Source organism: Chitinophaga sp. CF418, from assembly GCF_900142925.1.
Classification (GTDB): domain Bacteria; phylum Bacteroidota; class Bacteroidia; order Chitinophagales; family Chitinophagaceae; genus Chitinophaga.
The window spans coordinates 149,840-175,102 of sequence record NZ_FRCN01000008.1 but is presented as its reverse complement, the minus strand read 5'-3'; the positions used below and the strand labels follow the sequence as shown (position 1 = coordinate 175,102).

At 46.5% G+C, this 25,263-nt stretch carries 25 protein-coding genes and 1 pseudogene; 11 read left to right on the top strand and 15 right to left on the bottom strand.

All coding sequences use genetic code 11. The features are described 5' to 3' along the window. Positions 1-2 precede the first annotated feature (2 nt). Positions 3-302, bottom strand: coding sequence for a PqqD family peptide modification chaperone (locus F3I09_RS18665; protein WP_149696554.1), 300 nt, complete (start codon positions 300-302; stop codon positions 3-5). Between the two features lie 79 nt (positions 303-381). On the opposite strand from F3I09_RS18665, the gene F3I09_RS18660 reads away from it, so the two are divergent. The 5 genes from F3I09_RS18660 to F3I09_RS34615 all read left to right on the top strand — a co-directional run bounded on the left by F3I09_RS18660 (position 382) and on the right by F3I09_RS34615 (position 3,932). Beyond that, positions 382-1,278: a hypothetical protein gene (locus F3I09_RS18660; RefSeq protein WP_149696553.1), complete on the top strand. Its 897-nt coding sequence runs from the start codon at positions 382-384 to the stop codon at positions 1,276-1,278. After that, complete coding sequence (locus F3I09_RS18655; protein ID WP_149696552.1) at positions 1,278-1,688, top strand: lasso peptide biosynthesis B2 protein; 411 nt, start codon at positions 1,278-1,280, stop codon at positions 1,686-1,688. Before F3I09_RS18660 ends, F3I09_RS18655 begins: the two co-directional genes overlap by 1 nt. A gap of 4 nt (positions 1,689-1,692) precedes the next feature. After that, positions 1,693-3,531, top strand: coding sequence for an asparagine synthase-related protein (locus F3I09_RS18650; protein ID WP_149696551.1), 1,839 nt, complete (start codon positions 1,693-1,695; stop codon positions 3,529-3,531). 53 nt (positions 3,532-3,584) lie between these two features. Continuing rightward, complete coding sequence (locus tag F3I09_RS34620; protein ID WP_255479778.1) at positions 3,585-3,713, top strand: hypothetical protein; 129 nt, start codon at positions 3,585-3,587, stop codon at positions 3,711-3,713. An 87-nt stretch (positions 3,714-3,800) separates the two neighbouring features. After that, positions 3,801-3,932: a hypothetical protein gene (locus F3I09_RS34615; RefSeq protein WP_255479776.1), complete on the top strand. Its 132-nt coding sequence runs from the start codon at positions 3,801-3,803 to the stop codon at positions 3,930-3,932. Here F3I09_RS34615 and F3I09_RS18645 read toward each other — a convergent pair whose 3' ends face one another. Genes F3I09_RS18645 through F3I09_RS18630 form a run of 4 tightly spaced genes read right to left on the bottom strand, consistent with a single transcriptional unit; the run spans position 3,933 to position 6,614 of the window. Next, positions 3,933-4,841, bottom strand: a complete 909-nt coding sequence (locus F3I09_RS18645; RefSeq protein ID WP_149696550.1) for a methionyl-tRNA formyltransferase — start codon at positions 4,839-4,841, stop codon at positions 3,933-3,935. It abuts the gene before it with no gap. 10 nt (positions 4,842-4,851) lie between these two features. Continuing rightward, on the bottom strand, positions 4,852-5,433 hold the full coding sequence (locus tag F3I09_RS18640) for a phage tail protein (RefSeq protein WP_149696549.1): 582 nt from the start codon (positions 5,431-5,433) through the stop codon (positions 4,852-4,854). Between the two features lie 32 nt (positions 5,434-5,465). Then, positions 5,466-6,017, bottom strand: coding sequence for a phage tail protein (locus tag F3I09_RS18635; RefSeq protein ID WP_223233291.1), 552 nt, complete (start codon positions 6,015-6,017; stop codon positions 5,466-5,468). Positions 6,018-6,059: 42 nt separating this feature from the next. Further along, positions 6,060-6,614, bottom strand: coding sequence for a phage tail protein (locus F3I09_RS18630; protein ID WP_149696547.1), 555 nt, complete (start codon positions 6,612-6,614; stop codon positions 6,060-6,062). A 303-nt stretch (positions 6,615-6,917) separates the two neighbouring features. Here F3I09_RS18630 and F3I09_RS18625 point away from each other — a divergent pair, with 303 nt between their 5' ends. Then, positions 6,918-7,406, top strand: a complete 489-nt coding sequence (locus F3I09_RS18625; RefSeq protein ID WP_149696546.1) for a hypothetical protein — start codon at positions 6,918-6,920, stop codon at positions 7,404-7,406. Positions 7,407-7,418: 12 nt separating this feature from the next. Here the strand turns inward: F3I09_RS18625 and F3I09_RS18620 are convergent, their stop codons facing one another. Then, complete coding sequence (locus F3I09_RS18620) at positions 7,419-7,862, bottom strand: hypothetical protein (RefSeq protein ID WP_149696545.1); 444 nt, start codon at positions 7,860-7,862, stop codon at positions 7,419-7,421. Positions 7,863-8,099: 237 nt separating this feature from the next. Beyond that, entirely contained in the window at positions 8,100-9,560 is a 1,461-nt protein-coding gene (locus F3I09_RS18615) for a hypothetical protein (RefSeq protein ID WP_149696544.1), read from the bottom strand. A gap of 125 nt (positions 9,561-9,685) precedes the next feature. On the opposite strand from F3I09_RS18615, the gene F3I09_RS18610 reads away from it, so the two are divergent. Next, positions 9,686-10,819, top strand: coding sequence for a hypothetical protein (locus F3I09_RS18610; RefSeq protein WP_149696543.1), 1,134 nt, complete (start codon positions 9,686-9,688; stop codon positions 10,817-10,819). Here F3I09_RS18610 and F3I09_RS18605 read toward each other — a convergent pair. Further along, positions 10,770-11,288, bottom strand: a complete 519-nt coding sequence (locus tag F3I09_RS18605) for a DinB family protein (protein ID WP_149696542.1) — start codon at positions 11,286-11,288, stop codon at positions 10,770-10,772. The two genes, F3I09_RS18610 and F3I09_RS18605, sit on opposite strands and share 50 nt — an antisense overlap. Before the next feature lie 109 nt (positions 11,289-11,397). Here F3I09_RS18605 and F3I09_RS18600 point away from each other — a divergent pair, with 109 nt between their 5' ends. From F3I09_RS18600 to F3I09_RS18590, 3 genes are all read left to right on the top strand, one after another. Further along, positions 11,398-11,805, top strand: a complete 408-nt coding sequence (locus F3I09_RS18600; protein WP_149696541.1) for a hypothetical protein — start codon at positions 11,398-11,400, stop codon at positions 11,803-11,805. A 33-nt stretch (positions 11,806-11,838) separates the two neighbouring features. After that, positions 11,839-13,638, top strand: coding sequence for a hypothetical protein (locus tag F3I09_RS18595; protein ID WP_149696540.1), 1,800 nt, complete (start codon positions 11,839-11,841; stop codon positions 13,636-13,638). A gap of 127 nt (positions 13,639-13,765) precedes the next feature. Further along, positions 13,766-14,185, top strand: coding sequence for a response regulator (locus F3I09_RS18590; RefSeq protein WP_188133865.1), 420 nt, complete (start codon positions 13,766-13,768; stop codon positions 14,183-14,185). A gap of 8 nt (positions 14,186-14,193) precedes the next feature. Here the strand turns inward: F3I09_RS18590 and F3I09_RS18585 are convergent, their stop codons facing one another. Further along, entirely contained in the window at positions 14,194-14,562 is a 369-nt protein-coding gene (locus F3I09_RS18585) for a hypothetical protein (protein ID WP_149696538.1), read from the bottom strand. A gap of 358 nt (positions 14,563-14,920) precedes the next feature. Between F3I09_RS18585 and F3I09_RS18580 the strand changes: the two genes are divergently transcribed. Beyond that, a complete protein-coding gene (locus F3I09_RS18580) occupies positions 14,921-15,865 on the top strand; it encodes a lysophospholipid acyltransferase family protein (RefSeq protein ID WP_223233290.1) in 945 nt (314 codons plus the stop codon). Here F3I09_RS18580 and F3I09_RS34790 read toward each other — a convergent pair. The 6 genes and pseudogenes from F3I09_RS34790 to F3I09_RS18555 form a co-directional block, all read right to left on the bottom strand. After that, complete coding sequence (locus F3I09_RS34790) at positions 15,862-16,179, bottom strand: SbcC/MukB-like Walker B domain-containing protein (protein ID WP_370512664.1); 318 nt, start codon at positions 16,177-16,179, stop codon at positions 15,862-15,864. The two genes, F3I09_RS18580 and F3I09_RS34790, sit on opposite strands and share 4 nt — an antisense overlap. A gap of 2,670 nt (positions 16,180-18,849) precedes the next feature. Then, a pseudogene (locus F3I09_RS34785) lies at positions 18,850-19,596 on the bottom strand (AAA family ATPase); the annotation flags it as partial. Between the two features lie 4 nt (positions 19,597-19,600). Then, positions 19,601-20,845 (bottom strand): exonuclease SbcCD subunit D C-terminal domain-containing protein, encoded by a 1,245-nt coding sequence (locus F3I09_RS18570; RefSeq protein ID WP_149696536.1) that lies wholly within the window; start codon positions 20,843-20,845, stop codon positions 19,601-19,603. 139 nt (positions 20,846-20,984) lie between these two features. Further along, positions 20,985-23,384, bottom strand: a complete 2,400-nt coding sequence (locus F3I09_RS18565) for an outer membrane beta-barrel family protein (protein WP_149696535.1) — start codon at positions 23,382-23,384, stop codon at positions 20,985-20,987. A gap of 52 nt (positions 23,385-23,436) precedes the next feature. Continuing rightward, positions 23,437-24,483 carry a HAMP domain-containing sensor histidine kinase gene (locus F3I09_RS18560; protein WP_149696534.1) on the bottom strand — a complete coding sequence of 349 codons (1,047 nt, stop codon included), beginning with the start codon at positions 24,481-24,483 and terminating at the stop codon, positions 23,437-23,439. Beyond that, entirely contained in the window at positions 24,480-25,154 is a 675-nt protein-coding gene (locus F3I09_RS18555; RefSeq protein ID WP_149696533.1) for a response regulator transcription factor, read from the bottom strand. Before F3I09_RS18555 ends, F3I09_RS18560 begins: the two co-directional genes overlap by 4 nt. Positions 25,155-25,263: the final 109 nt, after the last annotated feature.

The window sequence follows — 25,263 nt, the reverse complement described above, 5'->3', positions numbered from 1 at the left end:
TATCATTGAACGATGAGCATTTGATGCTGCATCATTTTTTCAAGAAAAAGAAGGGTTTCATGTTCGCATAATTGCATGCTGACAGCATATTCTTCTGTCAGGGCATTGACAACTTCATGAATAGGCACGGGCTGTTCCAGCTTCTCCCAAATGGCGCTGCCTATAGCATTGAGACCTATGTACTGGCCATTATGTATATCCATCAGCACAACTTCTTCTCCGATGCGACTGACCAGGAAATTCCGTTCGTTCCTGCGAACGATTGTCTCTCTGCACAGGGAAATTTGTACACTTTCTGACATATGTTTGAACATTAGTGATAACTTGAGTGTATAACTATAACTATTGTAACATTATTCAACCAGAAATAGTTCGCTATCCATGTATAAATATTGGGGCTTCGGCCTGCATATTACTTCCGTAATAGAATTCCCGGAGTTGTTGCCGTTTGATTTTAAGTATGCTGATGTAAATATTGCCCTTGGTGAAATACCTGTCATTGATGAGGATACGGCCTTTGATATAGGCCGTATTTCCTATCGTGTGAACGACCATGAGCTGATCTTTTCTGTTGAGGATGTTGCTGCTTATTATGTTGCCGATGGCAAGCAGATTATCATTCGTCCTCATCCGGCCAATACGGAAGACAGGGTAGTGCGCCTGTTTTTACTAGGCGCAGCTATTGCGGGCATCCTGCAACAAAGGAGACAGGTGCCGTTGCATACATCGGCAGTTGTTGTCAATGACAGGCTGACACTTATTGCCGGACAGTCGGGCGCCGGTAAATCCACTACACTGGCAGGACTGAAGAAGCGGCAGTACAGGATCTTCAGCGACGATATTACTGTTTTAAAGGAATTGCCCGACGATGACCGTATCAGTGGAGTTGCCTCTTATCCTATGATTAAATTATGGGAACATTCTTTGCAAACCTTACAACTGGACGACCGCTCCTTTCCTGTCGTGCCAGGGTATGAGAAGTATGGTTTTTTCTTTCATGGCGCATTTGATACACAGCATTATCCTGTTGAGAGGATCATCCTGCTGGATGCAGGGCAGACTGATGTGATACGTCATAAACAGTTGCATGGAAGCGAAGCGTTTACCGGTGTAGTGCAACATGTCTATAAATCTACATTGTTCAGGCAGCCAGCTATGCGTGCGCTTTGTTTCGATGTGATCAGTAAAATGGTAAAATGCGCCACTGTACATCAGGTGTCACGCCCGGTGTTGTGTGAGCCCGATTCATTATTAGATGTAGTAACGTCAATATTGTAATGAGAAGAAAATTTTCAGCGCTGCTGCTCTTTATAGAAGCCTGGATCTGCATCGCTATCGCCCGCTGTATGCTGATTTTTATGCCCTTCAGAAAAATAGCGCCCTTACTGGGTAAGAGCGTTACCGACGGTAGTACTGCAGATGTCAGGACAACGCCCCGTCCTGAAAGGATCAGAGCTGCCATCAGGAGAGCAGCCGCCTGTTCTCCCTGGAGGGCGAGATGTTTTGAGCAGGCACTGGCTGGCAAGATCATGCTTACTTACAGGAAGATGTCCGGTATTGTTTTCTTTGGCATCAATAAGGTTGGTGACGACCTGCAGGCCCATGCATGGCTGGAAAGCGAAGGTGTGATTATCACGGGGGCAAAGGAGGCCGATCAATTCATTGTTATAGCACGTTTTAAAAGCTGATCTGATGAGCGCCATATTTGGTATAATAAATAAGAAGGGCCAGCCGGTGAGCCATGCGACCGGGGCAATGATTTGCCAGGCGATGCAACACAGGGCTATAGATGGTCAGCATGTATGGCATGAGAACAATGTACTGATAGGCCAGAGCAGCTTGCAAATGTTGGCAACCCCTGACACTGGCATGATGCCACTTATTTCGGAAGATGTTATTATTGCTGCAGATGTCCTGCTCGATAACAGCGCTTACCTGCTGGAACAGACCGGGGTCAGTAGTGATACCTCAGACGAACTGTTGTTATTGCATGCTTATCGCAAGTGGGGGAATGATTGTATACAGCACCTGGAAGGTGAGTTCGTATTTTGTATCTGGCATAAACAACGGCAGCAACTGTTGATTGCCACAGATCAGATGGGATGCAGGGCATTGTATTATTATGATTCCCCGGAGGTGTTCATCTTCAGTTCTGAACAGAAAGGCATCCTGGCAGTGAAACCCGGCCCGCATGTGTTTAATGAGGTCAGCCTGATCGAATATTATTTCCGTCAGTCAGATCCGGCAGGTACTTACACTAAAGACGTACATGCTTTATGTGCAGGTAATATGCTCATGTTGGACAGGTATACTGTTCATTTAAAAAAATACTGGACGCCTGTTCCCGGAAAATATCATTTTAAGAAATTCAGTGAATGGACCGGGTGTTTGCGAGAGTTGTTAAAGACCGCTGTCAGGAACAGGATCCGGACAGACAGGCCGGTGGGTATTACGCTGAGCGGTGGACTTGATTCTTCTTCTGTTGCATGTATACTTGCCCCGCTGCTGGCAGAGATGAATAAGCCGTTGTATGCCTTTTCTTCAGTATTGCGGGAAGATGCTCAGGGAGAAGACGAAAGGAAGTATATTGATATCATCGGGAAAGCTTGCCCTAACATCATACAGACTTATATACACGCGGAAGATAGCGGACCTTTTCAGAACACCGTGCTTGCTTTTGAAAAGGACGAAGTGTTTCCCAATGTGTTTTACTATATGGACCATGCCATCCTGGCGGCAGCCCGTAATAAAGGTATCGGCGTGCTCTTTACCGGTTACGGGGGCGATCACTGGGTGTCCTGGAAAGGTAATCCTGTTATTTACAACCTGATCAGCAAAGGTGCATTCGGAAGTGCATGGCGCTTATTAAAGACCTTTTCAAAGACCGAAAGGAAGCGATTCTGGCCTATTCTGAAAAGAGAATACATCAGGCATACGTCCTGGTACAAAAAGATGAACAAGCCCAAATCCAATCATATCGGTCTTGGCCTGCAGGATGATTTTTACGGGAAGTACCGTGATGCGCTTACTTTTGGGCCTATACGGAACATCACTGCATCTATGCTTGAAAATATCAGTAGTGGTCGTACGGGACTGTTCCCCGCCATGCTGGCTAATCGTAATGAAGCATATGGCATGCGTTCAGCCGTTCCCTTACTGAATAAACAAGTGCTGGAATTTATGATGGATGTACCGCCGGAATTGTTTGTGCATGGAGGTTATAAGCGAAGTATACTGCGACATGCCATGCAGGGCGTATTGCCGCCGGAAGTACAGTGGAGAACGGATAAGGGTATGTATTCCCCTGATTTTTTTAACCGTATTGAAGATAACAGGGAAAATATAACAGCGATGCTTACAGCAGATGACTATGACGCAGGCTTTAGATATTATCTGTCCAGAGATAATTTACAGGCTTGCGTTAGTAAAGATGAACTGGCTATGATCAGAATGACACAGGGAGTGATCAGTAGTATGGTAGTGACCGCTTTGCAAAAAAAGGGCTATGTTTTTGAAGATAATTTTTCTTAACTTACAGCTACTCAAATATCCATGCTCCTGTATCCAGGATTAAATATCCGATTATGGAAAACGAGAAAATGCAATCAAAACTCCAATGGGAAACTCCGGGTATGATGATTCTTGCAATGAATGAAGTTACGTTGGGCGATGGCGCTGCAGGTATAGATTTTGATCCCCAGGTGCTTTCTTAGCTTCCATTTGCTTAAATATTTAAACTCCAAAAGCAAAAATCAACACGCGAACTCCAAACATAGATTTTCAAACACAAATATCCAATTATGAAAAACGAGCAAATGCAATCCAAACCCCAATGGGAAACTCCAGGTATGACAGTTCTTGCAGTGAACGAAGTTACTTTAGGCGGTGGCGCCGCAGGTACAGACTTTGGCTCTGAAATCAGCGCTCCCTGATCATGCTCCCAGTCTGGCGCCATGGTTCAGTCCGTATATGCTTGTATGATAGGATGGTAAGTAGCCGTCATGCATATATAGCATATTAGACCTGATACTTTTGCCGCCGGCACAGGCAATGTACAACCCATCTCCCCGGACCATCATGGTTCCTGGAGGATGGGCTGTCTGCAATTCAGTCACCATGCCATCCATCAGCTTTACTTCCTGTCCCTGAAAGACAGTCAGGGCACCTTTGTTCCAGGGATTACAAGCCCTGATAAGGTCACATATTTCTACTGCATCCATCTTATCCCAGTCTATCAGTACATCTTTCAGCTGCGGTCGTTTATGGTAAGCAGCAACAGTACCCGTTGCTGCTATTTCGGGAAATGGCGCCAGCCCTTGTATAGCATTTAAGATAATCGCCACGCCTTCCACACATAACTGGCTGCAGAGTTGATTTACCATACCGTAATGATATTGCGGAAGATTGGCAATACTTCTTGTCCATACCACCTTTCCTGCATCAAAGCGGGACGATAGCTCATGAATGGTAAATCCCAGTGTAGGTTGCCCCGTTTTCAACTGCCAGAAAGCAGGTGAGGGGCCGCGGAAGGAGGGAAGCGGGCCGGGATGAATATTATAAGCCCGTATGCCGTGAAAGCGGGTTACATCCAATAAATGCCGGTAGCCATACACAAATACCGTTTCAGGTTTTACATCTTCCAGCCATTGATACACATCGTCTGCCTGATTCAATTCCTGTCTGAAAGGTAAACTGGTGGCCTGTATGAACCCCGTCACTTTCTGATGAACGATCACATCCGCTGAAGGCGCATAAAAGATACACACCTGCAAACCCTGGTTTGCAAGTGTGTATGCCATTGGAATAAACTGATCGCAATTGGAGATGATACCTATACGCATGTCTGTTTACTCAAAATGAAGAAGGATAAATACCTTCTGTAGCGATGATAAAATTGATGACCACGTAGGGCATCGAGTTGTCGTGTGGCTGTGTTCCTCCGGTTGGATTTATTGTTCCCGGGTCCAGTAAGGCGTTAGGAGTGGAGGTTCCTCCCGCCGGTAATGGCAGCGTGGTGTATAGGTTCACGTCGGGGTATGCGGTAGGCCCTGTGTTGTTATTACCATTGGAAATGCCGAGCAGGTTATTGGTAGGATCGCCGGTAGTGGCGGTCGTATTGGTAGCAACAAGGTTGTGGGTGTGTGCTGGTATATTGGTTTGCAGCAGCGTCACATTCGGTGTACCTGCAGCTTGTCCCAGCAGGTAAGTCTGCGAACCTCCGGAGGGGGAGATCTGCCCCGTGCTTATTGCAATTCTCTGCCGCAGGTCGGGCAAGGCAAAAGTGGTCTGTCCATCGCCGCCATATAGGGTGCCCAGCAATGTAAACAGTGCCTCATACTGGCTGATAGGCAGGAGGGCGCCGTTGCACAACTGCCATCCTACAGGCGCAAAGTTGCCGGCAAATATCCTGATCTCGCCTAAGTAATTATCCATATATAAATCAGTTAGATGTTTTCAAATAGTGTTTATGATCTTGATGGGTATATGCCCTGCGTTGCGATGCAATAGTTCATTGCCAGGTAAGGCATCCTGTTGGTGTGGGGCTGGCTGCCGCCGGTATTGGTAATACAAGGGGCCATGTTCGCCAATGGGCCTCCGGCAGGTGCGAAGAGGTTGACAGTACCTGTATTCTGACCTGGTTGCGACGGACTGGTAGGGGTGTTCGGATTGGCGAAATAATTGGTATTGGGGCTACCTGTGTCGTACGACACATTCGCACTCACAAGATGGGTGTGTGCAGGCAGATTGGCTGTTGTCAGCGTTACCGTTTCAGTACCGGCTGCCTGGGCAATCTGGTAGCTGGTGCCGCTTTTGCTGGTGCCTGTACCGATGATCGTTCTGCCGTTCAGGTTCGGGAGCATGAAAGTAGTAGTGCCGTTGCCGCCATAGTTTACGCCTAGGAGGGAGAACAAAGCCTGGTTCTGGGCTATAGGCAATGTTTGCCCACTGCAGAGTACCCATCCCCTGGGAATCTGAGTATAAGGAAATAAGCGGATTTCTCCGAGGTAATTTTCCATGACAATTTTAAATAAGATAAGGTGAAAGAATAAGGTTGAAGATCAGGGCCGTTGAGGGAAGATTCCTTCTGAGCAGACGCAATAGGTCATTGCCAGATAAGGGTCCATGTTCGCATGCGGAGTAGTGCTCCCGGTAACCCCTATCGTTTGCGGATTGAGCGTGATATTCCCCTTGTTGTTGGAATAGACGACAATGCCTTTACTGGCAACAATAGAATATCCATTGGTCAGATACGCATTGCTGCCAGGTTGTGAAATAGCTGCAGCTGTTTGCGGCTGACTTGTACGGACTACTGCCTCCATATTGTGCATGTGCGCGGGGATGGTGGCCGTCGTTAATGTAACGGTTTCCGAGCCGCCGGTAATGCCCGGCGTGTTAAAGCCGCCCTGCATAAGATTAATGCCCAGTGCTGCTACGCCCCGCAGGTCGGGTACTGCAAAGTTTGTAGTGCCGTTGCCGCCGTACTGAATGCCCAGTATGGCAAACAACGCGGAATTGCTCTGAATGGGATAGACGGCGCCGTTACAGGGCAGCCATCCCCGGGGGGTAAAATTAAAAGCAAAGGCTCTGATTTCGCCGATATAACCATCTGCCATAAGTGTGGAGTTTTGGGTGAAATAATAAACATTACGAAATGAGAATATGGAAAGGGAAAGAGGAGTGGTATAAAAAGTTTTTCATGAATCTGGCGTTATTCAGGGGAACATTCTTTTATTCAGTAAGTGGATATGTATTACATGACTCGTGCTACCTAAATTAGGAAGCATTGGGGTAAAATAAAAATGCAGGGAAAAATAAAAGTCTTTTTATTGTCCCTGAAATTCGGTAATATATAAGTTTAGGGATGAAAGACTTACTGTTATATTTTTCATTACTTTTAATGGCAGATAAGAGATCCTATGCCTAACCTGTCAAATAATCAGCCGTTTCAGGGCAACCATACAGCCTTGCCCATTTGTAAAACGAGAATACAGTGGGAAATGATTGTCATCCACTTATTTGGTGTTTTATTAATACTAGTTATTGCGTTGCTCCAGTTCATTGAGCCGAACGGTTTACCCGTTCTGAAGGTGGCGCTACCCATCGCTGGTGTATTAGGAATTTTGGTGATCCCTTCTATTTATCATTATTTTCATCTGTATCCTGACAAAATAGTGATTAAATATCCTTTGGGCTTCAACTTTAAAACTGACGATGTAATGGAACTTTCGACATTGGAAAAAGTCCTGTTCACGCGTAAGACCTCAAAAACACGTGTTGTGTTCACCATCAATGGTAAGAAGCGGGATTATGAATTTCAATACGACAAGGTCGACGAGTTTATCCAACACCTGAACAGCTTAGGTGTCAGAACGGAAAAGGAGGGACGCAGTCCTTATATTTTCTGAGCTTCTCCGCATTCATTCCTCACCGGGATGATCCTGGAAAGCTACAAAATCTTCGATAGCCCCTCTTGTTTCTGCATCCAGTAAAGGGTGTTTTAATAAAGCATGCATCTTTTCAGTCAGTGCCTTGTGTTCAAGATAACGCTGGTCGGCATTGGTGAGCCGGTTCAGCATCCATGCCGTCAGCGGTGTGGGCATTCTCTCCAGCGATGCAAACAGGTAATCGTGGTAGATATCATGAAAGGATTCCAGTGTGTGCGCCAAAGGGCCCGGAGAGCCGTAATCAATGTGAGGGTATTTTTCAATGAGCCGGAAGATGGGTTCTATGGCTCTTTCCCTGTCTGGGTTATGTTTCAGGTCCTCCATCAGGTCGTAGAAATAAGAGATGTTATCATCGTCGGAGCGCTCAGTGGGCACAAAGGAGGAAAGCGCGTGGATAATCTCATCGGTTGTCATCATGGAATAGAAATGTTTAAACGTGAATTTATGAGGTACCCGGGGTTGTCACCCCGCGTTACAAACACACAGCCGCGCCACCGGCGGGCTGATTGTAGCGAATGATTACGTTATGCAGCCCCGGGGTTATCACCCCGAGCTACAAACACGCATAAGCGATGCTTAAAAATAACGTAATCCCCTGAGAACATGCTTCAGTAGAGCTCAAGTATGCTCTCAGCGCATAAAGCGTTCCGGAAATTATAATGTGATCACTTTGTCCCCTTTTGCAAACCGGGTATCTTTCACCGCTCCCGGGCCTTCAAAGCGGTATTGTACGCCGACTATATCTGAAGGCTGATAGTCCCCGGCAAAGGCAGTGGCTTCCTCTCCATCTACCAGTATGCGGATATGCTTGTCTTTCGCTTCGATTTTTAACTGTACCCACTGACTCATATCCCGGCCAAACTTTGAGAGGTCGGTATCTTTGCTTTGCAGGGATTTTCCGCCGGCATAGAGGGAAAGATCTCCTACACAACCTTTCGCGCACAAGGGAATAACAAACACATCGTCCTTACAAAGGATCAGGATCTGTATGCGCTGGCAGGCAGCCGAACCCTGGTTAAAGTTGCTTTTTACAGCTGTTTCAAAACTGAAATTATCGGTCCGCAGGCCGCCCATGTCCTGTACGTTATAGAATCGCAGGCCTGGAATTACGGGCTGTAAAGAGATATTATAGGCTTCCATGGTGGCTTTATCCACTTCCGCGGTATGCCCTTTCAGGAATTCTTTCTGTTTGAAATATACGGGTACCTTGTCCTGCTCTATTACGGCCAGCCAGCCGTTAGAACTGATCATGAGGTCATGTTCCTTCACGATCTGTTTTCCTACGATGAGTTTCGCCCTGAAATACCCCGGCAGGTAGTAGATGGAGGAATATTCCCGCCTGTCTTTCGGAACGGCAAATTTCCGGCTGACATCCCATGATTGGGAGATAAATACGGAATCTTCCCCGGCGGCCCTGGCATCGTATTTAAAGATCACGGAATTGGGTACCCCTGCAAGGACAGTTTTATTACTGCTGAATTGATAGGCTGTTGGATCTGCGGAGGCCTGTTTTGACCGCCCATTGGATAACAACGTTACATAAAGGATGATTGCTAAGGATAACAGGCCTAATGCCCAGTAAGGCCATCTGCGCGGCCGGTGCATTGTTCTTCCGGAAACTTCCTTTGCTCCAGATGCCGGTCTGGTTCCCGGAACTTCCGCAAGGCTTGCTGTAATGGCCAAACTACTGTCTTCTCCACTTGTTAAAGCGCCTGCCGGCTGCGAACCGGTCAGCAACTCATCCTGTTTGTTGCTGGTGTTATTTATTCCGGGACTGCCAGCTATACCGTTGGTCTGCTGTTCAGCCGAAATTGTTGTAACCGGCGTAGCATTTCCGGCTGCCAGCTTTCGCCTGAACATTCCCCAGTCTTCATAGCCCGCATATTGGGCCAAGGTATTCAGGGTAGTGATGGCAGGAGTATTGGTGTAAGACAATTTCCCCCAAAGCCTTTTTAATGTTGTAACGCTTAACACAACACCGGTGGCTTCCTGGATAGCATCACTCAGTTTTTCAAAATCATAACTACTCCATTCGCTGTTGGCACCACGGTCAAACCGTATCTCCACCAGTTTCAGGCATCGCTGTATGTAATCTGTTTCTAAATTGTTTTCCATTTGATAATGAGTTTGTTATCTCCTTGAACGGACTTGCACAAACTTGAACTCCCGCTGAATTGCTATCAAGTTACTTATTATTCAGTTTTGCCCCATCATCAATTGAAAACTTAAAACAGCAGACCATGTACAAGACATTCAGCCTCCTTTCCCTGCTCCTGTTCACCATGCAGATGATGGCACAGCAGAAAGACGGAAAACGTCCCGGCAAGCCCTTATCATCCCCGGCGGTTATTAATGTAGCGATGACAGCAGATAACTGGGATATTGCCCCCAATGTAGCAGCGCTCACGACCTGGCGATCCGTTCCGGCATTGAAAGGCCTGGGAGGAAAAGGCTCGGCTGTGCTGAAGGATGTCGACTTTACAGACGGTACTATCGAATACGATATGGAGCCTGTCGAGAACGGCTTTGCTACCATTTTCTTCAGACAGGCTTCATCTGAGGAAAGGGAGTGTTTTTACTTCCGTACCTACGTTGCCGGCAATGCTGCAGCTATAGACGCCATTCAGTACACACCTTACTTTGGTGGCGTCAACATGTGGGATATGCTTCCTTATTACCAGGGAAATGCCAGTTTCCAGCGTGAAAAATGGAATCACGTTAAACTGGTGATCTCCGGTAAACAGATGTGGGTATATGTCAATGACATGTCCCGCCCGGCATTGAAAATACCACGCCTGGAAGGTAATACGGAACATGGCAGTATCGCCTTTGAAGGAAAGGGCGCTATCTTTTCCAACCTGGTGATCAAACCCGGACAGACAGAAGGTCTTTCTCCGCTGGAAGGTCCTGATCCTACTGACAATGATCCCCGTTATCTCAGAGAATGGAAGGTGAGCCAACCCATTGAAACGAAAGATGTCGACTTCAGTAATACTTTTATGCCTGGCAAAGAGGCTACCTGGGAAGACATCTGGGCAGAAAGAAGAGGCCTGGTGGATCTGACAAGGAAATTCGGACCAAGCAAGGAACGCCGTATCGTATGGCTGAAGGCGAACATTCACACTGCCAGAGAGCAGTCCCGTAAATTAAATCTTGGTTTCAGTGATGAAGTATGGGTATTCATCAACGGAAAATATGTTTACGTAGATAAGAACCTCTATGGTCTGCCATTGTCCAAATTCCCTGATGGCCGTTGCTCTATTGAGAATACTTCTTTCAACGTTCCGCTGAAGGAAGGAGATAACGAATTGCTGATAGGTGTGGCTAACAGCTTTTTTGGCTGGGGGATTGTGGCGCGGTTGGATGAATATTGAGTTTAAATTTTTCTATCTGCCGCCTGTGGCGCAGGATGTGTACAATAGCATGCTCCATCATCTGCTCTATGTCATACACCTGTCCCCAACGGGCGGCAATTTTCTTTTCGTGGTCAAATTGTTCCAGTTCGCTGTCTTTGATATCCCTGAATACCGTCTCTGTAAACTGAAAGGCTTCCGTCAGATCCCTGACATAGTCTTTGACGGTAGTATAGAACCTTTGCTCCGGCCGCACCATCTGGTAGCCATAATAATGCATAATGTAAATGGCGTAACTGTAAGCAGAACTAACCACATGTGAAAGTATCGTTTGTACTGAGCGGCAATTTTCATCGGTGGTTACTGTATCTGCAATAGTGATCAGGTCCTTATCTGAAATATCAGCAATAACGCTTTGTAATTCAGTGATCGCTTTTTCATATTCATCCAGTAATGCACCTTTTGCTCCTTGTCTGTATGCTTTATCCATGTTAGTTATTATATATTAATAAAATTAAGTTATAATGTTGAAATTCAGTTATAATTAAGTATTTTCATGCTTTTTCTGCCTACTTCTGATATACTTTAACTGAATGCAAATGCAAAACTTCGTAGCACTTCCAACAGAGGAATCTGAGGCACAGAAAGTACTTCAGGAGCTGCTGGATCAGCCGGATCAGCTGCTCTTACTGATACTGGGAGATGATGATGTAGCAGATGAGGCCACGGACGCCGCCAATTTTATACGTTCCCGTATAGGAAAGAACGGTATCAGCATGTTTGACATCGTGGTGTTTGTAAAGGTAACTACCCCAATGACTATCCTGCCGCTGTTGAAAACACTGAAGATCCATGAACGGGTAACGCTCGCAGATTATAATGATTTTGTACTCCTTTCTGTCTCTCCTTTCAGGAATATTATTTCTGAAGGTGTTACCAAAGCCCGTTTTATGAAGGGCAGAGGCAGTATGAACACTGCTGTGATGATGGCATATGCCAACGGATGATCCCTCCCTGTTTTACCTTAATGCGAATACAATATGCGACTTTTTATATTGCCATGTGCTATCCTGTTCCTGTTATGTACCGTACACCATGCCTGGTCCCAATCTATTATTACGGTCAGGGAAATTGATCAGAATAGCAAACCTTACGACAATAAAAACAATGCCGACATCAATAGCCGGCTGACGGTGCTCTTTGACCGCGGGGCTTTCATCAGGAAGGTGAATACCATTGGTATCGGTAACCCTTTACCGCCGGATGCTGTAAACCTTCTTAATACCCTTTATGATGCTACGCAGAAAGTGGAAGGATGGTCAAAAGGAATGGAGGACGCAGTGAGGAACTATGTGAGGGGAGATAAGGCGGGTCTGACTACTTTCCTGCAACGTACATCTTCTATTACAGGTGAAATTGTGGCGGTCTTCGACCGTGACCAGCTGACCCGTGATTATTATGAAGGCTATTTTAAAGGCCCTGAAGATTTTACGGAAGAGAATATATGGGGAGGCATTTTATACGCACTCAATAAAAGGATCGTTGATCTGGAAGAACAATTGTCACAGAGCCCCGCCTATGATGATGTTCGCATCCAGATAGGCGGATGGCTGATGCATAATAACCAGCCATCTCCGCTGCACTTCAATGGCCTTGACGATAATCCGCTGGGAGACTATTACGAGGTAGAGCGCTGGAAGTTTACACTTACAGATGCACAGGCATCGCAACTGGAAGATATCCAGAAATGGGTGAAGAGCAGCCAGCAACGGGAATTGAATGTCAATGAAATACTACGTGGTGAATATGTAAGGCAGTTTACAGGTATCTTACAACAAAGGTTGAAGACTGATTTTGAAGACTTTAAAAAAGAAGGGGAGAAGGTACTGGCTACCTTACAGGATCAGCAGATCGTTACAGACCTGAAACAGATACTGGCGCAGGGCGATCAACTAAAGGCACTGCTGACAGAGAAGGTGAATTATTATCAGTCGCTTTTGAACAATACGCAGCCTGCAGGTGGTATTACTTTTATATCTAAGTTGCAGAACGACGTGAATACTATCAACGGTAAGTTCAATGAAATGAAGGGACTGCTCACTACTTTCCAGTCCCATATCCCGGCTGCCAGTGCTGAAGTGAAAGCGCAATGTGCTGATCTTGTGACGATGGCGGGAGGTAAGGTTACAGAACTGGCTAATCTGTTAATCCCGGATGAACTGCTGCGTTTCGGCCAGGAACAAAGACGTCTTGCCAGTCTGGCGTTGAGCTTCTCAGATAAAGTATATTCACTGGCATTGGGCAGCATACCTTCCGAAGCAACCACTGATCTGTTATATTCAGGCTTCCGCCAGGAAGGCGACAGGGTGGTTATCAAAATGCTGGTTACCAATACCAGCTCCAAAAAGAGCCTGCTGGAAGAAAGGCATAGTGTGACATTATACCGCATTCTGCCACATCTGGAAGCTACTGTAGGGGTTATTTTTGCGCACCCGCTGACAGCCACTAAAATAGAAAAGGATGTGCAGATGGCGCCTTATTACAATGTGTTGTTCAAAGGCATTCTTGGTATGAGCCAGAAATGGAAAAGGAATTCTTCATTGCCGAATAACCTGCTGGACCTGAACTTCGGTCTGCATGTCTCTTCACCTGATTTCGATAAGGATGATGTGCCGGAATTAGGACTTGGTGTGGTGGCGTCTACATTGAAAGATTACCTGCAGGTGGGCTGGGCGTATAATCTCTTCCAGGGAGCTAACTACGTGTTCATCGGCTTCAGACTGCCAATACCGACCATGAACCTGGGAGGCGGTAGTAGTGGCAGCGCTGCCGTAAAGTAGTATTCAGCACCTGGTGCAGGAGATAATGAACCTGGGCAATAAGAGCAAGACCGCCTTGAGCAGATCAATTGATGAAATTGGCATGACTAATGCGGATGTTTACATATCACTATCAAACTGCGATCTTATGGCTAAAACAGGCCCCATTCTTATACTGGAAGACGATGAGGATGATCGGGAGATCTACAGTGAGGTAATGGCGTCGCTGGGTGTTAAAAACGAGATCATGTTCTTTGAAGGAGGGGACGACCTGCTACGCTATTTACAGGCAACAAACGTGCAGCCGTTTATTATCATCTCTGATATCAATCTGCCCCGGATGAGCGGGCTGGAATTAAGACGGCTGATAGATGCCGATGAGCTCCTGAGAAGAAAAAGTATTCCCTTTGTTTTTCTGACCACAAACGAATCAAAGGACGTGGTTGATGAAGTATATGAACTATCTGTACAAGGTTACTTTGTTAAAAAGTATCTGGTAAGTGATATTGAAAGACAGTTCAGGCAGATACTGGATTACTGGCAGGATTGTAAGCACCCAAATGCATAACGCACAGACTATTTATACCGCTTGTCAGGTTCCTGCATTTGTTCTTGCGTGAGCCGTAGTTGCAGTAAGCCTCTTATCTGCTGATACCTGGATCGGGTTACCCATGCCGGCAAAGCCGCCAGCGTTTCAGGAAAATCTCCCAGGTGTTCATAAAAGGACACACCAGCGGCATTCCACAGCTCTTGTGCATTTTGTCGGGAACACCATTCTGCAAAGTCATAATATAGCTTCAGCCGGTTACGGTCGCCTGCCTTATGTGCAGCAACTGTTGCCGGTAGTAACGCAGAGAATACCGTGTAAATTGATGTCTGAGGGTCTTCAAATTCGGTTCTGTTCTCCGGAAGACATTCAATCGCTTTTCGTCTCCATACGCTCATATAGTATTGGTTTTTGTTAAAAAAGAACAGCTATGCCAAAGGATGTGTTTACTGCATACTTACTTCAGGAATCATCACGCTGTAATTAGCCCCGGTACACTATGTGTATTTTTTACAGCATCCCTTACTCATTTTTTTCATAGTAAGAGCCGGCGTCTTTTTCTCTTGATCCTGATGTTCAATATGATAACTATGCCGGATAAACATACATTATGCAAAGAAAAGTTAAGATTTTATCTTTCATATAAATCGGTTCTAAATTTGCGTTAAAGGGCTATCAGGATTGTAGATATAGTCCGGATAATCGCTAATGGGGAGGAAGCCCGGTATAGAGCTCTCAAGGTCAAAGAAACTGCCTATGTACGACGCTGCTAATTCTATGAAGAGACCCGCAGGATTTGCCCGCCACGAAATGAAAGAGACAACAGTGGTCAGGCGCCGCAATCTGCTTTATGAGTTGTTATTTGTTCTTGTGTATTTGATAAGCCTATTGCCCGCAGGTATATTGAATGTTTTACAGAAATTACTTTACTGGTCACTGTACAAAGTGATACGATACCGCTATGATGTAGTGGTGCAAAACCTTTCCCGTTCCATTCCGAAAAGGAGTTATAGACAAATACAGGCTATTACAAGGCTCTTTTACAGGCATTTAAGTGAACTGTTGATCGAGACCTTACGCTTGTTGTCCATGTCAGAAAAAGAGCATCGTAAACAGGTACATATACATAACCCTGAGGTGCTGAAACATTGTAATCAGGAAGGGCGGAATATCATTATTGTGCTGGGGCATTATGGTAATTGGGAATGCCTGAATATCTTACCAAAATATCTCTCCTTTGACGTATATGCGGTGTATAAGCCGGAACCGAGCCAGTTTATTAACAAACTGTTGTACCGTATCCGTTCCAGGTTTGGAATTAAATTGCTGGCTATCAATGAGACTGCACGCTTTATGCTGTCGCAGCGCGATCACCCGAATGCTTATATCTTCATCGCAGATCAGTCACCCTCGGTAAGGGCAAAGTATGAAACAGATTTCCTGCATCAGCCGACAGGGTTATTTACCGGTGCAGAACAATTGGCCAAGTCGTTGGATGCCGTAGTCATTTATGCCTCGGTAAGGAAACGTACAGCAGGAAAAGGCTGGAATGTTTACTTCTCCCTTATTACAGAAGAGCCTGTGGATGTAGAGTCGTATGAGATCACCAAAACCTTCGCCTGGTATCTTGAACATGATATCATGCATGCTCCTGAATACTGGCTGTGGAGTCATAAGCAGTGGGAGCGGGGAGGGCGTTAACCACCCACTACTTCCACTTTGCTCTTTCCATTCGCCAGCCTGATCACCTTTATCTGCGTGGGTATACGTTCTGTCATCTCCTGTACGTGAGAGATCACGCCTACTTTACGTCCCTGGTTGTGCAGGCGTTCCAGCGCATCTACCGCCACGTTTAGCGTATCGGGATCAAGTGCGCCAAAGCCCTCATCTATAAAGAGGGATTCTACTTTCATTTTGCTGGAGGATAATGAGGCTAATCCCAGTGCCAGTGCAAGGGATACGAGGAAGGACTCTCCACCGGAGAGGGAAAAGACGGTTCTCAGTTCATTCCCCATATCCTTATCCAGTACCTGTAAGCCCAGGTTTCCGGGTATCCTGAGTAGTTTATAACGGCTGGTCAGCATCTGCAGATGCATATTGGCATATCCCAACAGCATGTCCAGCGTATATTCCTGTGCGATCTGCCTGAACTTCTTACCGTCTGCAGATCCGATCAGTTCATTTAGTTTGCTCCAGTTCTCATGCACGGCAGTCTTAGCAATGATGGCGGCCTGCAAACCGCCGATCTTTGATTTGTTCTCCGCATCCTGCCGTAGCTGGTATTCAATGTTATTCTTGTCGTTGGTAAGATCTCTTAACAGTTTACGCGTATCATCAGAAAGTGTCATCACTTCTTCCAGTGAGCGGTCGGCAATGCGTTTGCCGGTATGATTGGTCACCTGCAGGGTCCTTTCATCGAGGGTGGCCCTGCTGGTGGTAACAGCCTGCTGTATTGCCCTGATTTCCTTTCTTTCCTTATCTATCCATGTGGTGGAATAGGTGAGGAGTTGCGCAAGATCATCTTCAGATAAGGCCATGTCGTGTTGTGACACATAGGTACTGATCCATGCAGCGATCTCCTGCTGTTGTTTTTCGATATTGCTCCTGAGTAAGGCGATATCTTTCTCTGTCTGTGTTTTAGTGGTGGTATAAGTAAGTAGCTCGTCTTTTAATGTAGTTACTGCCTCCTGCGCTGTTTGCCTTACGGTAGCTGCGGTATCGCCAGCCTGTCTGAGCCTGTTTTCGAAGGTGCTGGCATTCTCGCCGTTGAGCAGTGCTTTCCTTTCAGCGCCAAATGTTTGTGATTCGCCCTGCAGGCTTGTAAGTGTCCTGACCTTATCAGTTACCTCAGCGGCAATAGATGGCGCCTGTCTGCGCATTTCCTGAAGCGCGGAACGCTGTACGTTTAACTGCTGGGTATTATCGGCAATAGCCTGCACGTTTTCCTTCCAGCTTTTGGCAAATGAGCGGATGCTGTTATCAAATACCTGTGGGTCTTTCTTCCAGTTAGTGATCCACACCGGATTGTTGAAATACGGCGCCAGCTGTTCTGTCATCACTGCTAAGTCCTGTGTGATGTTATCCAGCTGTTCCTGTATCTGCACGAGTGATTCCTGTTTGCTGGCCTTCTCCCGTTGTTTGTCTTTCAATTGCTCGTTGGCCTCCAGCAGACTTCTATCCAGCTTATCCAGTTGCAGTTTCAGTTGATCGGCTTCCCGTTTTTTATCTTCATAAGAGGCGATCAGCGTATGATGTTCACGTTGTGATGATAATAATTGCTGTACATGTGTTTCCAGCCAGGCGGCCCGTTCTTCTGCAGGTGCAGCTGCACTCGCTGTAGCAAGCAGGAATGCCTGCCATTGTTGTTCCAGTTGAGCGAGATATTGATTCCTGTCTGCCAGCGTCTTTTCGTGCGTAGCCGTTTCCTGTTGCAGGCGGCTGATAAGCTGTGTCAGGCTACTGATCTCTCCTGAAAGCATATTATACGCCCGGTTGGCTGCCAGACTCTCATCCTCCAGTCCTTTCAGTAAGGCATGTGCGAGCGGGTTCTCTTCGGAAAATGGATGCTCGGTGCTGCCGCATACAGGACAAGGTTCTCCCGGTGTTAATTGCGCCCGGAGGGATTCCACGTTCTCTGCAACCTGTAATCTTGCCTGATGGAAGAGTTTATCTGCCAGTTCTTTTTTCGTTTGCGCTTCTTTTAGTTGCTCCTGCTTCTCCTCCAGTGTACCTGTCTTTGCGCTGAGTTCCTGCCGGCAGGAATCATACTGGCGGTTGGTATGCTCTTTTTCTTTCAGTTGGGTAAATAACAGTGTCCAGTGAGACCTGGCAGTTTCTGCTTCCCTGATACTGTTTGTCAGACCGCTTTCTTTCGTTCTGATATCTTCCACCGGTATAACAGCCAGCGTATTATTCAGTTGTTCATAAGCCGAATGCAGCCTGCTTCGTTGCTGCTGATATTGTGATACCTGCTCATGCAATGTTGCGATGGTCTTGTCTGCTTCAGCAACAAATACCATGGCACTTTGCTGATTATCTGTCAGCCGTTGCTGCAAGGGCAGCCATTTGGAGGCATGTCCCAGCTGTGTAGTAATCTCGATGATATTCTCAGCAATATCCTGCCTGCTCACATGCTCTTTCTGCCAGTCTTCCAGTCTGGCAATAGCCGCATTGATCGTATTAATCTCCTGTTCTTTCTTTACAAGCGCCTCCAGGTGTGCATCATGTTTTTGCTGTGCTGCCTTTGATTCGGTTTCCGCTGTCGTAACCTGTTTGCCCTTTTCAACGATAAGCGTATCCAATTCCTTGGCCCTGTTAATATCAGGCTGATAGCGGGTCATTTCCTGCTGCCTCGATAGAACCTCCTGACTGGCGGTTTCCAGCTGTTTTACGGCCGTTTGATGACCTTCTGTAGTATGTTGTATCCGGGACTGTAGTTCCTGCAAGGCAGTTGCTTTATCTGCCAGCTGTACTTCGGATGCTTTTTTCGCTTCTGTCAATCCTCTGGCAGGTTGTACGTTTTCCACCAGGGTAAAGGTGCGGATCCTCTCACCGGCATTTTCCATTGCTGTCAATGCCTGTTGATGGTCCTGCGCGGCATGGTCCCTGTTGGCCGTCAGACTGACCAGCGACTGGTGCCAGTTGATCTCATTGGTTAGCCCCGCGAGGATCTTTTCCTGCTCTTCTGTCTTTTTCAGCAGTTCCTCCCGTTGGGTGGTCAGCGCCTCCTGTTGTTCTTCCGTGAGGCTGACAATCCCTGCCACCTGCATTTTCAGGGTCTTGAGGTCCTGGTCAGCCTGTTTATGTTTATCAAATACCGTCCTGGAAATCTCAGAATAAATATCAGTACCCGTGAGTTTTTCCAGCAGAGACGCTTTGGCGTCTTTGTCAGCCTTCAGGAAGGCGGTAAAATCTCCCTGGGCCAGCAGTACTGAGCGGGTGAACTGTTCGAAGTTCAGCCCCACCAATCGTTCTATCTCTCTCAGGGTTTCTGTTTTTTTCCCGGGAACAGCAATATTGGTCGTGAGATTGAATAAATCCACGGTGTCTGTCTGGAGGTTTCCGTCTATCTTATTACGGGCCCGTTTGACAGACCAGGTAGCCTTGTAGTTGTTGCCATCCGTACCGGCAAATTCCACCTCTGCAAATCCGTCGGCAGTGCCATCGCGCAGGATGCCCCTGATATCGCCCTGGTTCAGTTTGTTGCCTGCCAGGTCCTGGATCTCAATACCGGTTTCTTTGGCCTGCTGGTAACGCGGGGTCTTTGCGTAAAGCGCCAGGCAGAGGGCATCCAGCAAAGTGGATTTCCCGGCGCCTGTAGGCCCGGTAATAGCAAAGATACCCGCCTGACTAAGCGGTGCTTTTGTGAAATCTATTTCGTTGGTATCTTCCAGTGACGCCAGGTTCTTAAAACGAATGGCTAATATTCTCATGCGCTTACTGCTCTTTTGTAGTGATTTCCTGTAATACCTGATTGAACAGGGTAACCAGTTCTTCCGGGGTGTCGCTGTTGTAATCAGCCCTGTATAACTGCTTAAAAACGTCCAGCGGCTTCAGTTCCTGCAGTTGATCGGCGCTGAGGGCGGTCTCCGTGTCATCTTCAGTATTACCGGAAGGGTATTTGACCTCTATTTTGGCCAGCCGCACATGCCTGCCGGCGAGGGCCGTCTCTACCTTATGACGCAGGGCTGGCTCCGGGCCTTCCAGCAGCACACGTACTTCCAGGTAGGGGGCGATATTGATATCTTCCGATGCCGCTGGTAATTGCAACAGCTGTTCCAGCACTTCCGCCAGCGGTTGCGGTTTGGATGGTACACGGAGCAGCTCAGTAGTGACAGGTATTTCACACAGCGCTATATCGCTGATCTCACCTTCCGTAATATCGAAGGTGACTACCTGGTGCCTGTAATTCATTTCGGAGAATGACATCGGCAGGGGACTGCCGCTATACCGTATGTTTTCTTTTCCGCCGATCTTCTGGGCTTTATGTATGTGTCCTAAGGCTGTATAAAGAATGTCTTCATGGAATGCCTTTGCCGGTACAAACTCTATCCCTCCCATGATTACTCTTTCGGTTTTGTCATGGTCCGACAGCTCAGCGTCCAGCGTATGCAGGTGCGCCATCGCAATAATGCCCTGACCGTCCTGTTTTTTGGTTAGTGCATATTCATAAGCTTCCCTGTACAGTGCCGATACACCGTCTGCATAGAGCGCGGCGCTTTCTGCTACTGCGGGGTAGTCGCCGATCCGCAGGAATGGAATGGCCAGGCACCAGAGCACGATATTCCCCTGTTTGTCTTTCACCGGGATGATCATCTTCTCATAGTCGATACTGCCGTCTTCCCTGCGTTCTATCATACCGATAATATGGATATTGGATGATTCCAGCAGCGGCTTGGGAGCCTCCAGCCGGGCAGCAGAGTCATGATTGCCTGCTGTGACGATGATCTGCAGGTCGGGTTGTGCCTTTACGGCGTTATTCAGAAAGGAGTAAAATAGTTTGATGGAGCCCGCAGCAGGATTTGCCACGTCGAACACGTCACCACTGATGATCAACAGCTCAATGTCTTTTTCCTTAATGGTATCCACCAGCCAGTTCAGAAATTGCTGGTGCTCATACGTTCTGTCATACTGATAAAAGGTTTGCCCGATATGCCAGTCCGCAGTATGCAATATTTTCATCAGATATTTTTTGCAAAGATAAAACATGGTCAGCTTACGCAGCCCTCGTGAGCTGCGTAAGCTGACCTCCCTGCAAAAGTAAGTAATCGCGGCACTTTATAACAACGGCGACTCAGATAGCGCAGAATACCGGCAATAATCAGAACTTATAGTTATACCCCACGCGTATCACCTGTGTCTCATTATAGTCAACGCTGGTATACCTGAAATCCGTTCCTTTGATCTCTTTTTTTATCCGCAGGGTATTGGCTATATCTGTCGCGTTCACGAACAATTCGCCTTTGCCCTTTTGAATACCCTTTTTAATGCCTGCATCTACAGAAAAGCGTGAGAAGGTCTTGCCCTGCGGTATCAGGTCGGGCGCCTGGTAGATCGCTGTCAGCTGAGCATCAATCTGCCGGGAGAAATGGAACTGCCCGTTCAGCTTGATATTACCTGAATAGAGATCTTCCCGTGCGGCACTGAACACATTTTCAACGGGGTATTTATTCACTACAGAGAAGGAATCAATAATGTTCCTGTAGCCATTCAGATTCAGGTTGAAAGTGGCCCAGTCAGAGACCTTCTGGGAGATCACCAGTTCAATACCAGTACTATAGCTCTTACCTGCATTCTGGAAGATATTATAGATCAGTGTACTGCCCGGAACGGTACTGGCGATCCTGGTGATAGTGGCATCCATACGTTTGTGATAAACGGATGAGAAGAGGTATCCATTATTCCAGCTGGTCTTATCGCCCAGTTCGAAGGTATTGGTGAATTGGGGACGCAGGGCGGGATTACCCACCTTAATGATCTCAGCGTCATCATATTTTGGGAAGATGCGGATATCGCCTTCATTAGGTCTGTCTACCCTGCGGTTGTAGAAGAATGACAACTTGTTATTGCCAGACAGCTTGTAAGCCAGTCGCAGGTTAGGGAATGGCTGTGTATAGTTGTAGCCATCGCTTTTGTACGTAGGATGCGTAGGATTGACGTCATATTGCAGGTTCACGTATTCAATCCGCAGACCGGCTTCTATTTCAACCTTGCTGCTCTCGTACACGTAATTGCCATACAGCGCGGGAATTACCTCCTTATATTTTGCCCAGCCCCCGGCACTGACATCCAGCACGGAATGGAGGCCAGGTTTGAAGTCCATATTCACCGGGATATACCGGTACCGGAATTTCAGCCCGCCTTCAAAACGACCATGTTTCAAAGGATGTACATAGTCGACGTTCAGGTCAGTAACATGCTCGTCAGACAGGACTTTGAATGAATCCAGGCCTGTATATTCGGGCATTATATTAGTGAAGAAATACTTCTCATTCTCCCGGTGAAAGGTGGCATTAACGCCCACGTTCAGTGTTCTTCCGGGCTGTTTATAACTATGTTGCCAGTTAGCAGAAAATGTAGCGGTTGTTTTTAACTCATCTTCCAGGAACTGCCACAACCGCTTTCTTTCAGAAAGGCTGCCGTTGAAGAAGGGTTCATCGCCCCTGTCAAGGATCTTTTCGGTACCAAACATACCGGAAACGGTAATGATGTTATTGCTGCTCACTGCCCAGTCCAGTCCTGTTTTCACAGTAGAAAAGTTGGTGGTCCTGTTCCGCTTGGTTTGTTGTCTTACAGTATCGCCATTATTATAGAACCTGTCCACAAATTCGTTCTTGTTCAGCGTTTTGGTATAAAGATCATCCGCCTGCAGGAACCAGTTGATCCTGTTCTTCCGGTAGTTCAATGACAGGGAAGGGTTGATCTTTGGTGTACGCTCATATTGAGGTCTGATGGTCGGATAGTTCTCTTTTTTTACCCATAGGGCGCCCAGGCCTCCGCTAAGACCTATCTTACCGTTAAAGCCCTCTTTCTTTTCCTTTTTATAGATAATATTGATAATGCCGGCATTGCCGTTGGCATCATATTTTGAAGAAGGGTTGTTGATGATCTCAATCTTTTCAATAGCGGAAGCGGGGAGGTTGTCCAGGCTTGTCTGGCTTCCGAAGCCAGTCAGTGCAGTTTGTCTTCCATCTATCAGTATCATCACTTTATTGCTGCCCCTCAGCAGAACCTGTCCATCCTGGGTAGTAACACCGGGAAGGTTTTTCATGGCTTCCAGCACTGAACCGCCGGCCTGGCTGATATTAGCAGCAACACTGAAAGTTTTTTTGTCCATTCTGACCTCTTCCTGTCTGCCGGTTACGGTCACTTCACTAAGAGATTTCGCGTCCTGTGTCAATGTAATATTACCCATGTCCAGGAATGTACTCAGCTGTCCTACATTGAATTGTTCAATTCTTGGCTGATAGCCGACATAAGAGAACACTAACAGGTAATTTCCACTGTTGATATCCCGTAGAGAGAACCGGCCGTCATCACCGGTAATGGTACCCGCTACAAAGGCGCTATCCCGGGTTTTGAGTGTAACGCTGACGAATGAGAGCTGGCTTTTCCCTGTGGCATCTTTTATGACGCCTGTTACAGTTACTTTGGGGGATTGAGCTTTAGCTACAGCTACTATAAACAATAAAAAAATATGGATGAATAGCCTTCCTTTCATGCAGTAGTTTGTTTCTGCATAGTTACTACCCGATTCGAAAGGAAATCTGAAGTTAGAAATGTATGGAGAAGATATGATGCATATTGTGAAAGTCATACGATACCTTCCATCCATATCTGCTGCAGATCTGTTTCACCAGCGATAGACCAAGACCAGTACCTCGTGTAATCGAGGAAGTAGTGGTGCCAAAACGTTTAAACAACTGGTCATGTTGTAAAGCTTCTACGGCAGAATTGGCAACTGACAGGTGCTTATCTGAAAGCGTAACGGATATGGTGCCTTTATTAGCTGTATACCTGATAGCATTTGTGATCAGGTTATTGAGCAGGATCTCGATAAGAATTTTATTGCCCTCTACTGTTATTCCTGGTGGAATATTCGTTTCCAGTACGAGGTCTTTATTTTCAGAGAAATTGGAGAAGAGGGTCAATGTCGCTTCCAGTAAGCTGGAGAGGTCTATGATCTCCCGGTCCATAAACTGGCTGTTCTCTATTTTAGTCAGTAGCAGCAGGTTCTTGTTAATACGGGCTACTCTCGACAGCGCCTTGTTAGCGTCTTCGATCAGTTCATATTGGTCATCTGTCAGCAGTTTGCTTTGGAGCAGGAGGTCCAGTTTGGACTGTATAATAGCCAATGGCGTCTGCAATTCATGTGAGGCGTTGTCGGCGAATTCTTTCTGCTGATTGTATACAGCGATATTGCCTGCAATCAGCTTATTGAGGCTTTGATTCAGTTCTGCAAATTCATTGATGTCTGTATCTTCAAAAACTACGGTTTGCTGCTGGTCGAGGTTGAAACTCTTGATCTTTGACAGACTATTGTAAAATGGCTGCCACAGACGTTTGGAGATCCTCCTGTTGATCAGCACAAAACCCATTATCAGCAAGAGGAAGAATAGCATGGTCAGCGTAGTAACTATCATGATGATCAGGTAACGGTCTTCCCTTCCTGCAGCCGGTGTGAGCTCAATATGGTGTTCATCCAGTTCATAGTGCCATAGCTTACTGAGGATGAAATAATAGACCGGGATACTGCCTATCAGTACTAATCCGGCGTAGATCATGAATCGTTTTAAAGAAAGGTTCAGCAGCTTGCTCATATTTCCCATTTATAACCGGTGCCGTAGAGGGTTTTCAGGTAGTTATCACAACCGGCCTCCGTCAGTTTCTTTTTCAGGTTCTTGATATGTACATAGATGAAATCGTAATTGTCGAACATGTCTGCCACATCTCCGGAGAGATGTTCCGCCAATGCACTTTTAGAGATCACCTTATTTTTGTTGCTGATGAAGTAAAGCAGCAGGTCGAATTCTTTCCTGGTCAGCGTGACATTCTTATCGTTCACGGTGACTGTTTTTGCAAGCAGGTTGATCCTTAGTTCATTTTGCTCTATAATATTGACATTGCCGAATTGTTTGCGGCGGATGATAGAGTAAATACGTGCGGCCAGTTCGGGAAGGTGGAAAGGTTTGGTCAGGTAATCGTCCGCACCGATCTGTAATCCTTTTATTTTATCTTCCAGGGAGTTTTTGGCAGAGATGATGATAACCCCATCCTGTTTGTTCTGTTCCTTGATCTCTTCCAGGATCTTTAATCCATCGCCGCCGGGTAACATCAGGTCCAGCAGGATGCAGTCATAATCATGAATATTGATTTTGTCGGACGCCTGTGCAAAGGTTGTGGCGTATTCACACAGATAATTCTCGTCTGAGAGGTAAGCGCCTATGCTTTTTGCCAGTGCCGTTTCGTCCTCTATTATTAAAATTTTCATCCGTGAAAGTATTGATGCATTCTGAATAGATTCTAAAGGAAAAGGTCCTCTTCCAATTTGCGACAGAATTTCTTCCAATTTACGACAGATTTGCTTATTAAATTTGCAG

Coding starts and splice junctions, on each gene's coding strand:
- F3I09_RS18665 (WP_149696554.1), bottom strand. CDS start 302: ATGTCAGAAAGTGTACAAATTTCCCTGTGCAGAGAGACAATCGTTCGC.
- F3I09_RS18660 (WP_149696553.1), top strand. CDS start 382: ATGTATAAATATTGGGGCTTCGGCCTGCATATTACTTCCGTAATAGAA.
- F3I09_RS18655 (WP_149696552.1), top strand. CDS start 1,278: ATGAGAAGAAAATTTTCAGCGCTGCTGCTCTTTATAGAAGCCTGGATC.
- F3I09_RS18650 (WP_149696551.1), top strand. CDS start 1,693: ATGAGCGCCATATTTGGTATAATAAATAAGAAGGGCCAGCCGGTGAGC.
- F3I09_RS34620 (WP_255479778.1), top strand. CDS start 3,585: ATGGAAAACGAGAAAATGCAATCAAAACTCCAATGGGAAACTCCGGGT.
- F3I09_RS34615 (WP_255479776.1), top strand. CDS start 3,801: ATGAAAAACGAGCAAATGCAATCCAAACCCCAATGGGAAACTCCAGGT.
- F3I09_RS18645 (WP_149696550.1), bottom strand. CDS start 4,841: ATGCGTATAGGTATCATCTCCAATTGCGATCAGTTTATTCCAATGGCA.
- F3I09_RS18640 (WP_149696549.1), bottom strand. CDS start 5,433: ATGGATAATTACTTAGGCGAGATCAGGATATTTGCCGGCAACTTTGCG.
- F3I09_RS18635 (WP_223233291.1), bottom strand. CDS start 6,017: ATGGAAAATTACCTCGGAGAAATCCGCTTATTTCCTTATACTCAGATT.
- F3I09_RS18630 (WP_149696547.1), bottom strand. CDS start 6,614: ATGGCAGATGGTTATATCGGCGAAATCAGAGCCTTTGCTTTTAATTTT.
- F3I09_RS18625 (WP_149696546.1), top strand. CDS start 6,918: ATGCCTAACCTGTCAAATAATCAGCCGTTTCAGGGCAACCATACAGCC.
- F3I09_RS18620 (WP_149696545.1), bottom strand. CDS start 7,862: ATGATGACAACCGATGAGATTATCCACGCGCTTTCCTCCTTTGTGCCC.
- F3I09_RS18615 (WP_149696544.1), bottom strand. CDS start 9,560: ATGGAAAACAATTTAGAAACAGATTACATACAGCGATGCCTGAAACTG.
- F3I09_RS18610 (WP_149696543.1), top strand. CDS start 9,686: ATGTACAAGACATTCAGCCTCCTTTCCCTGCTCCTGTTCACCATGCAG.
- F3I09_RS18605 (WP_149696542.1), bottom strand. CDS start 11,288: ATGGATAAAGCATACAGACAAGGAGCAAAAGGTGCATTACTGGATGAA.
- F3I09_RS18600 (WP_149696541.1), top strand. CDS start 11,398: ATGCAAAACTTCGTAGCACTTCCAACAGAGGAATCTGAGGCACAGAAA.
- F3I09_RS18595 (WP_149696540.1), top strand. CDS start 11,839: ATGCGACTTTTTATATTGCCATGTGCTATCCTGTTCCTGTTATGTACC.
- F3I09_RS18590 (WP_188133865.1), top strand. CDS start 13,766: ATGGCTAAAACAGGCCCCATTCTTATACTGGAAGACGATGAGGATGAT.
- F3I09_RS18585 (WP_149696538.1), bottom strand. CDS start 14,562: ATGAGCGTATGGAGACGAAAAGCGATTGAATGTCTTCCGGAGAACAGA.
- F3I09_RS18580 (WP_223233290.1), top strand. CDS start 14,921: ATGTACGACGCTGCTAATTCTATGAAGAGACCCGCAGGATTTGCCCGC.
- F3I09_RS34790 (WP_370512664.1), bottom strand. CDS start 16,179: ATGGGGAATGAACTGAGAACCGTCTTTTCCCTCTCCGGTGGAGAGTCC.
- F3I09_RS18570 (WP_149696536.1), bottom strand. CDS start 20,845: ATGAAAATATTGCATACTGCGGACTGGCATATCGGGCAAACCTTTTAT.
- F3I09_RS18565 (WP_149696535.1), bottom strand. CDS start 23,384: ATGAAAGGAAGGCTATTCATCCATATTTTTTTATTGTTTATAGTAGCT.
- F3I09_RS18560 (WP_149696534.1), bottom strand. CDS start 24,483: ATGAGCAAGCTGCTGAACCTTTCTTTAAAACGATTCATGATCTACGCC.
- F3I09_RS18555 (WP_149696533.1), bottom strand. CDS start 25,154: ATGAAAATTTTAATAATAGAGGACGAAACGGCACTGGCAAAAAGCATA.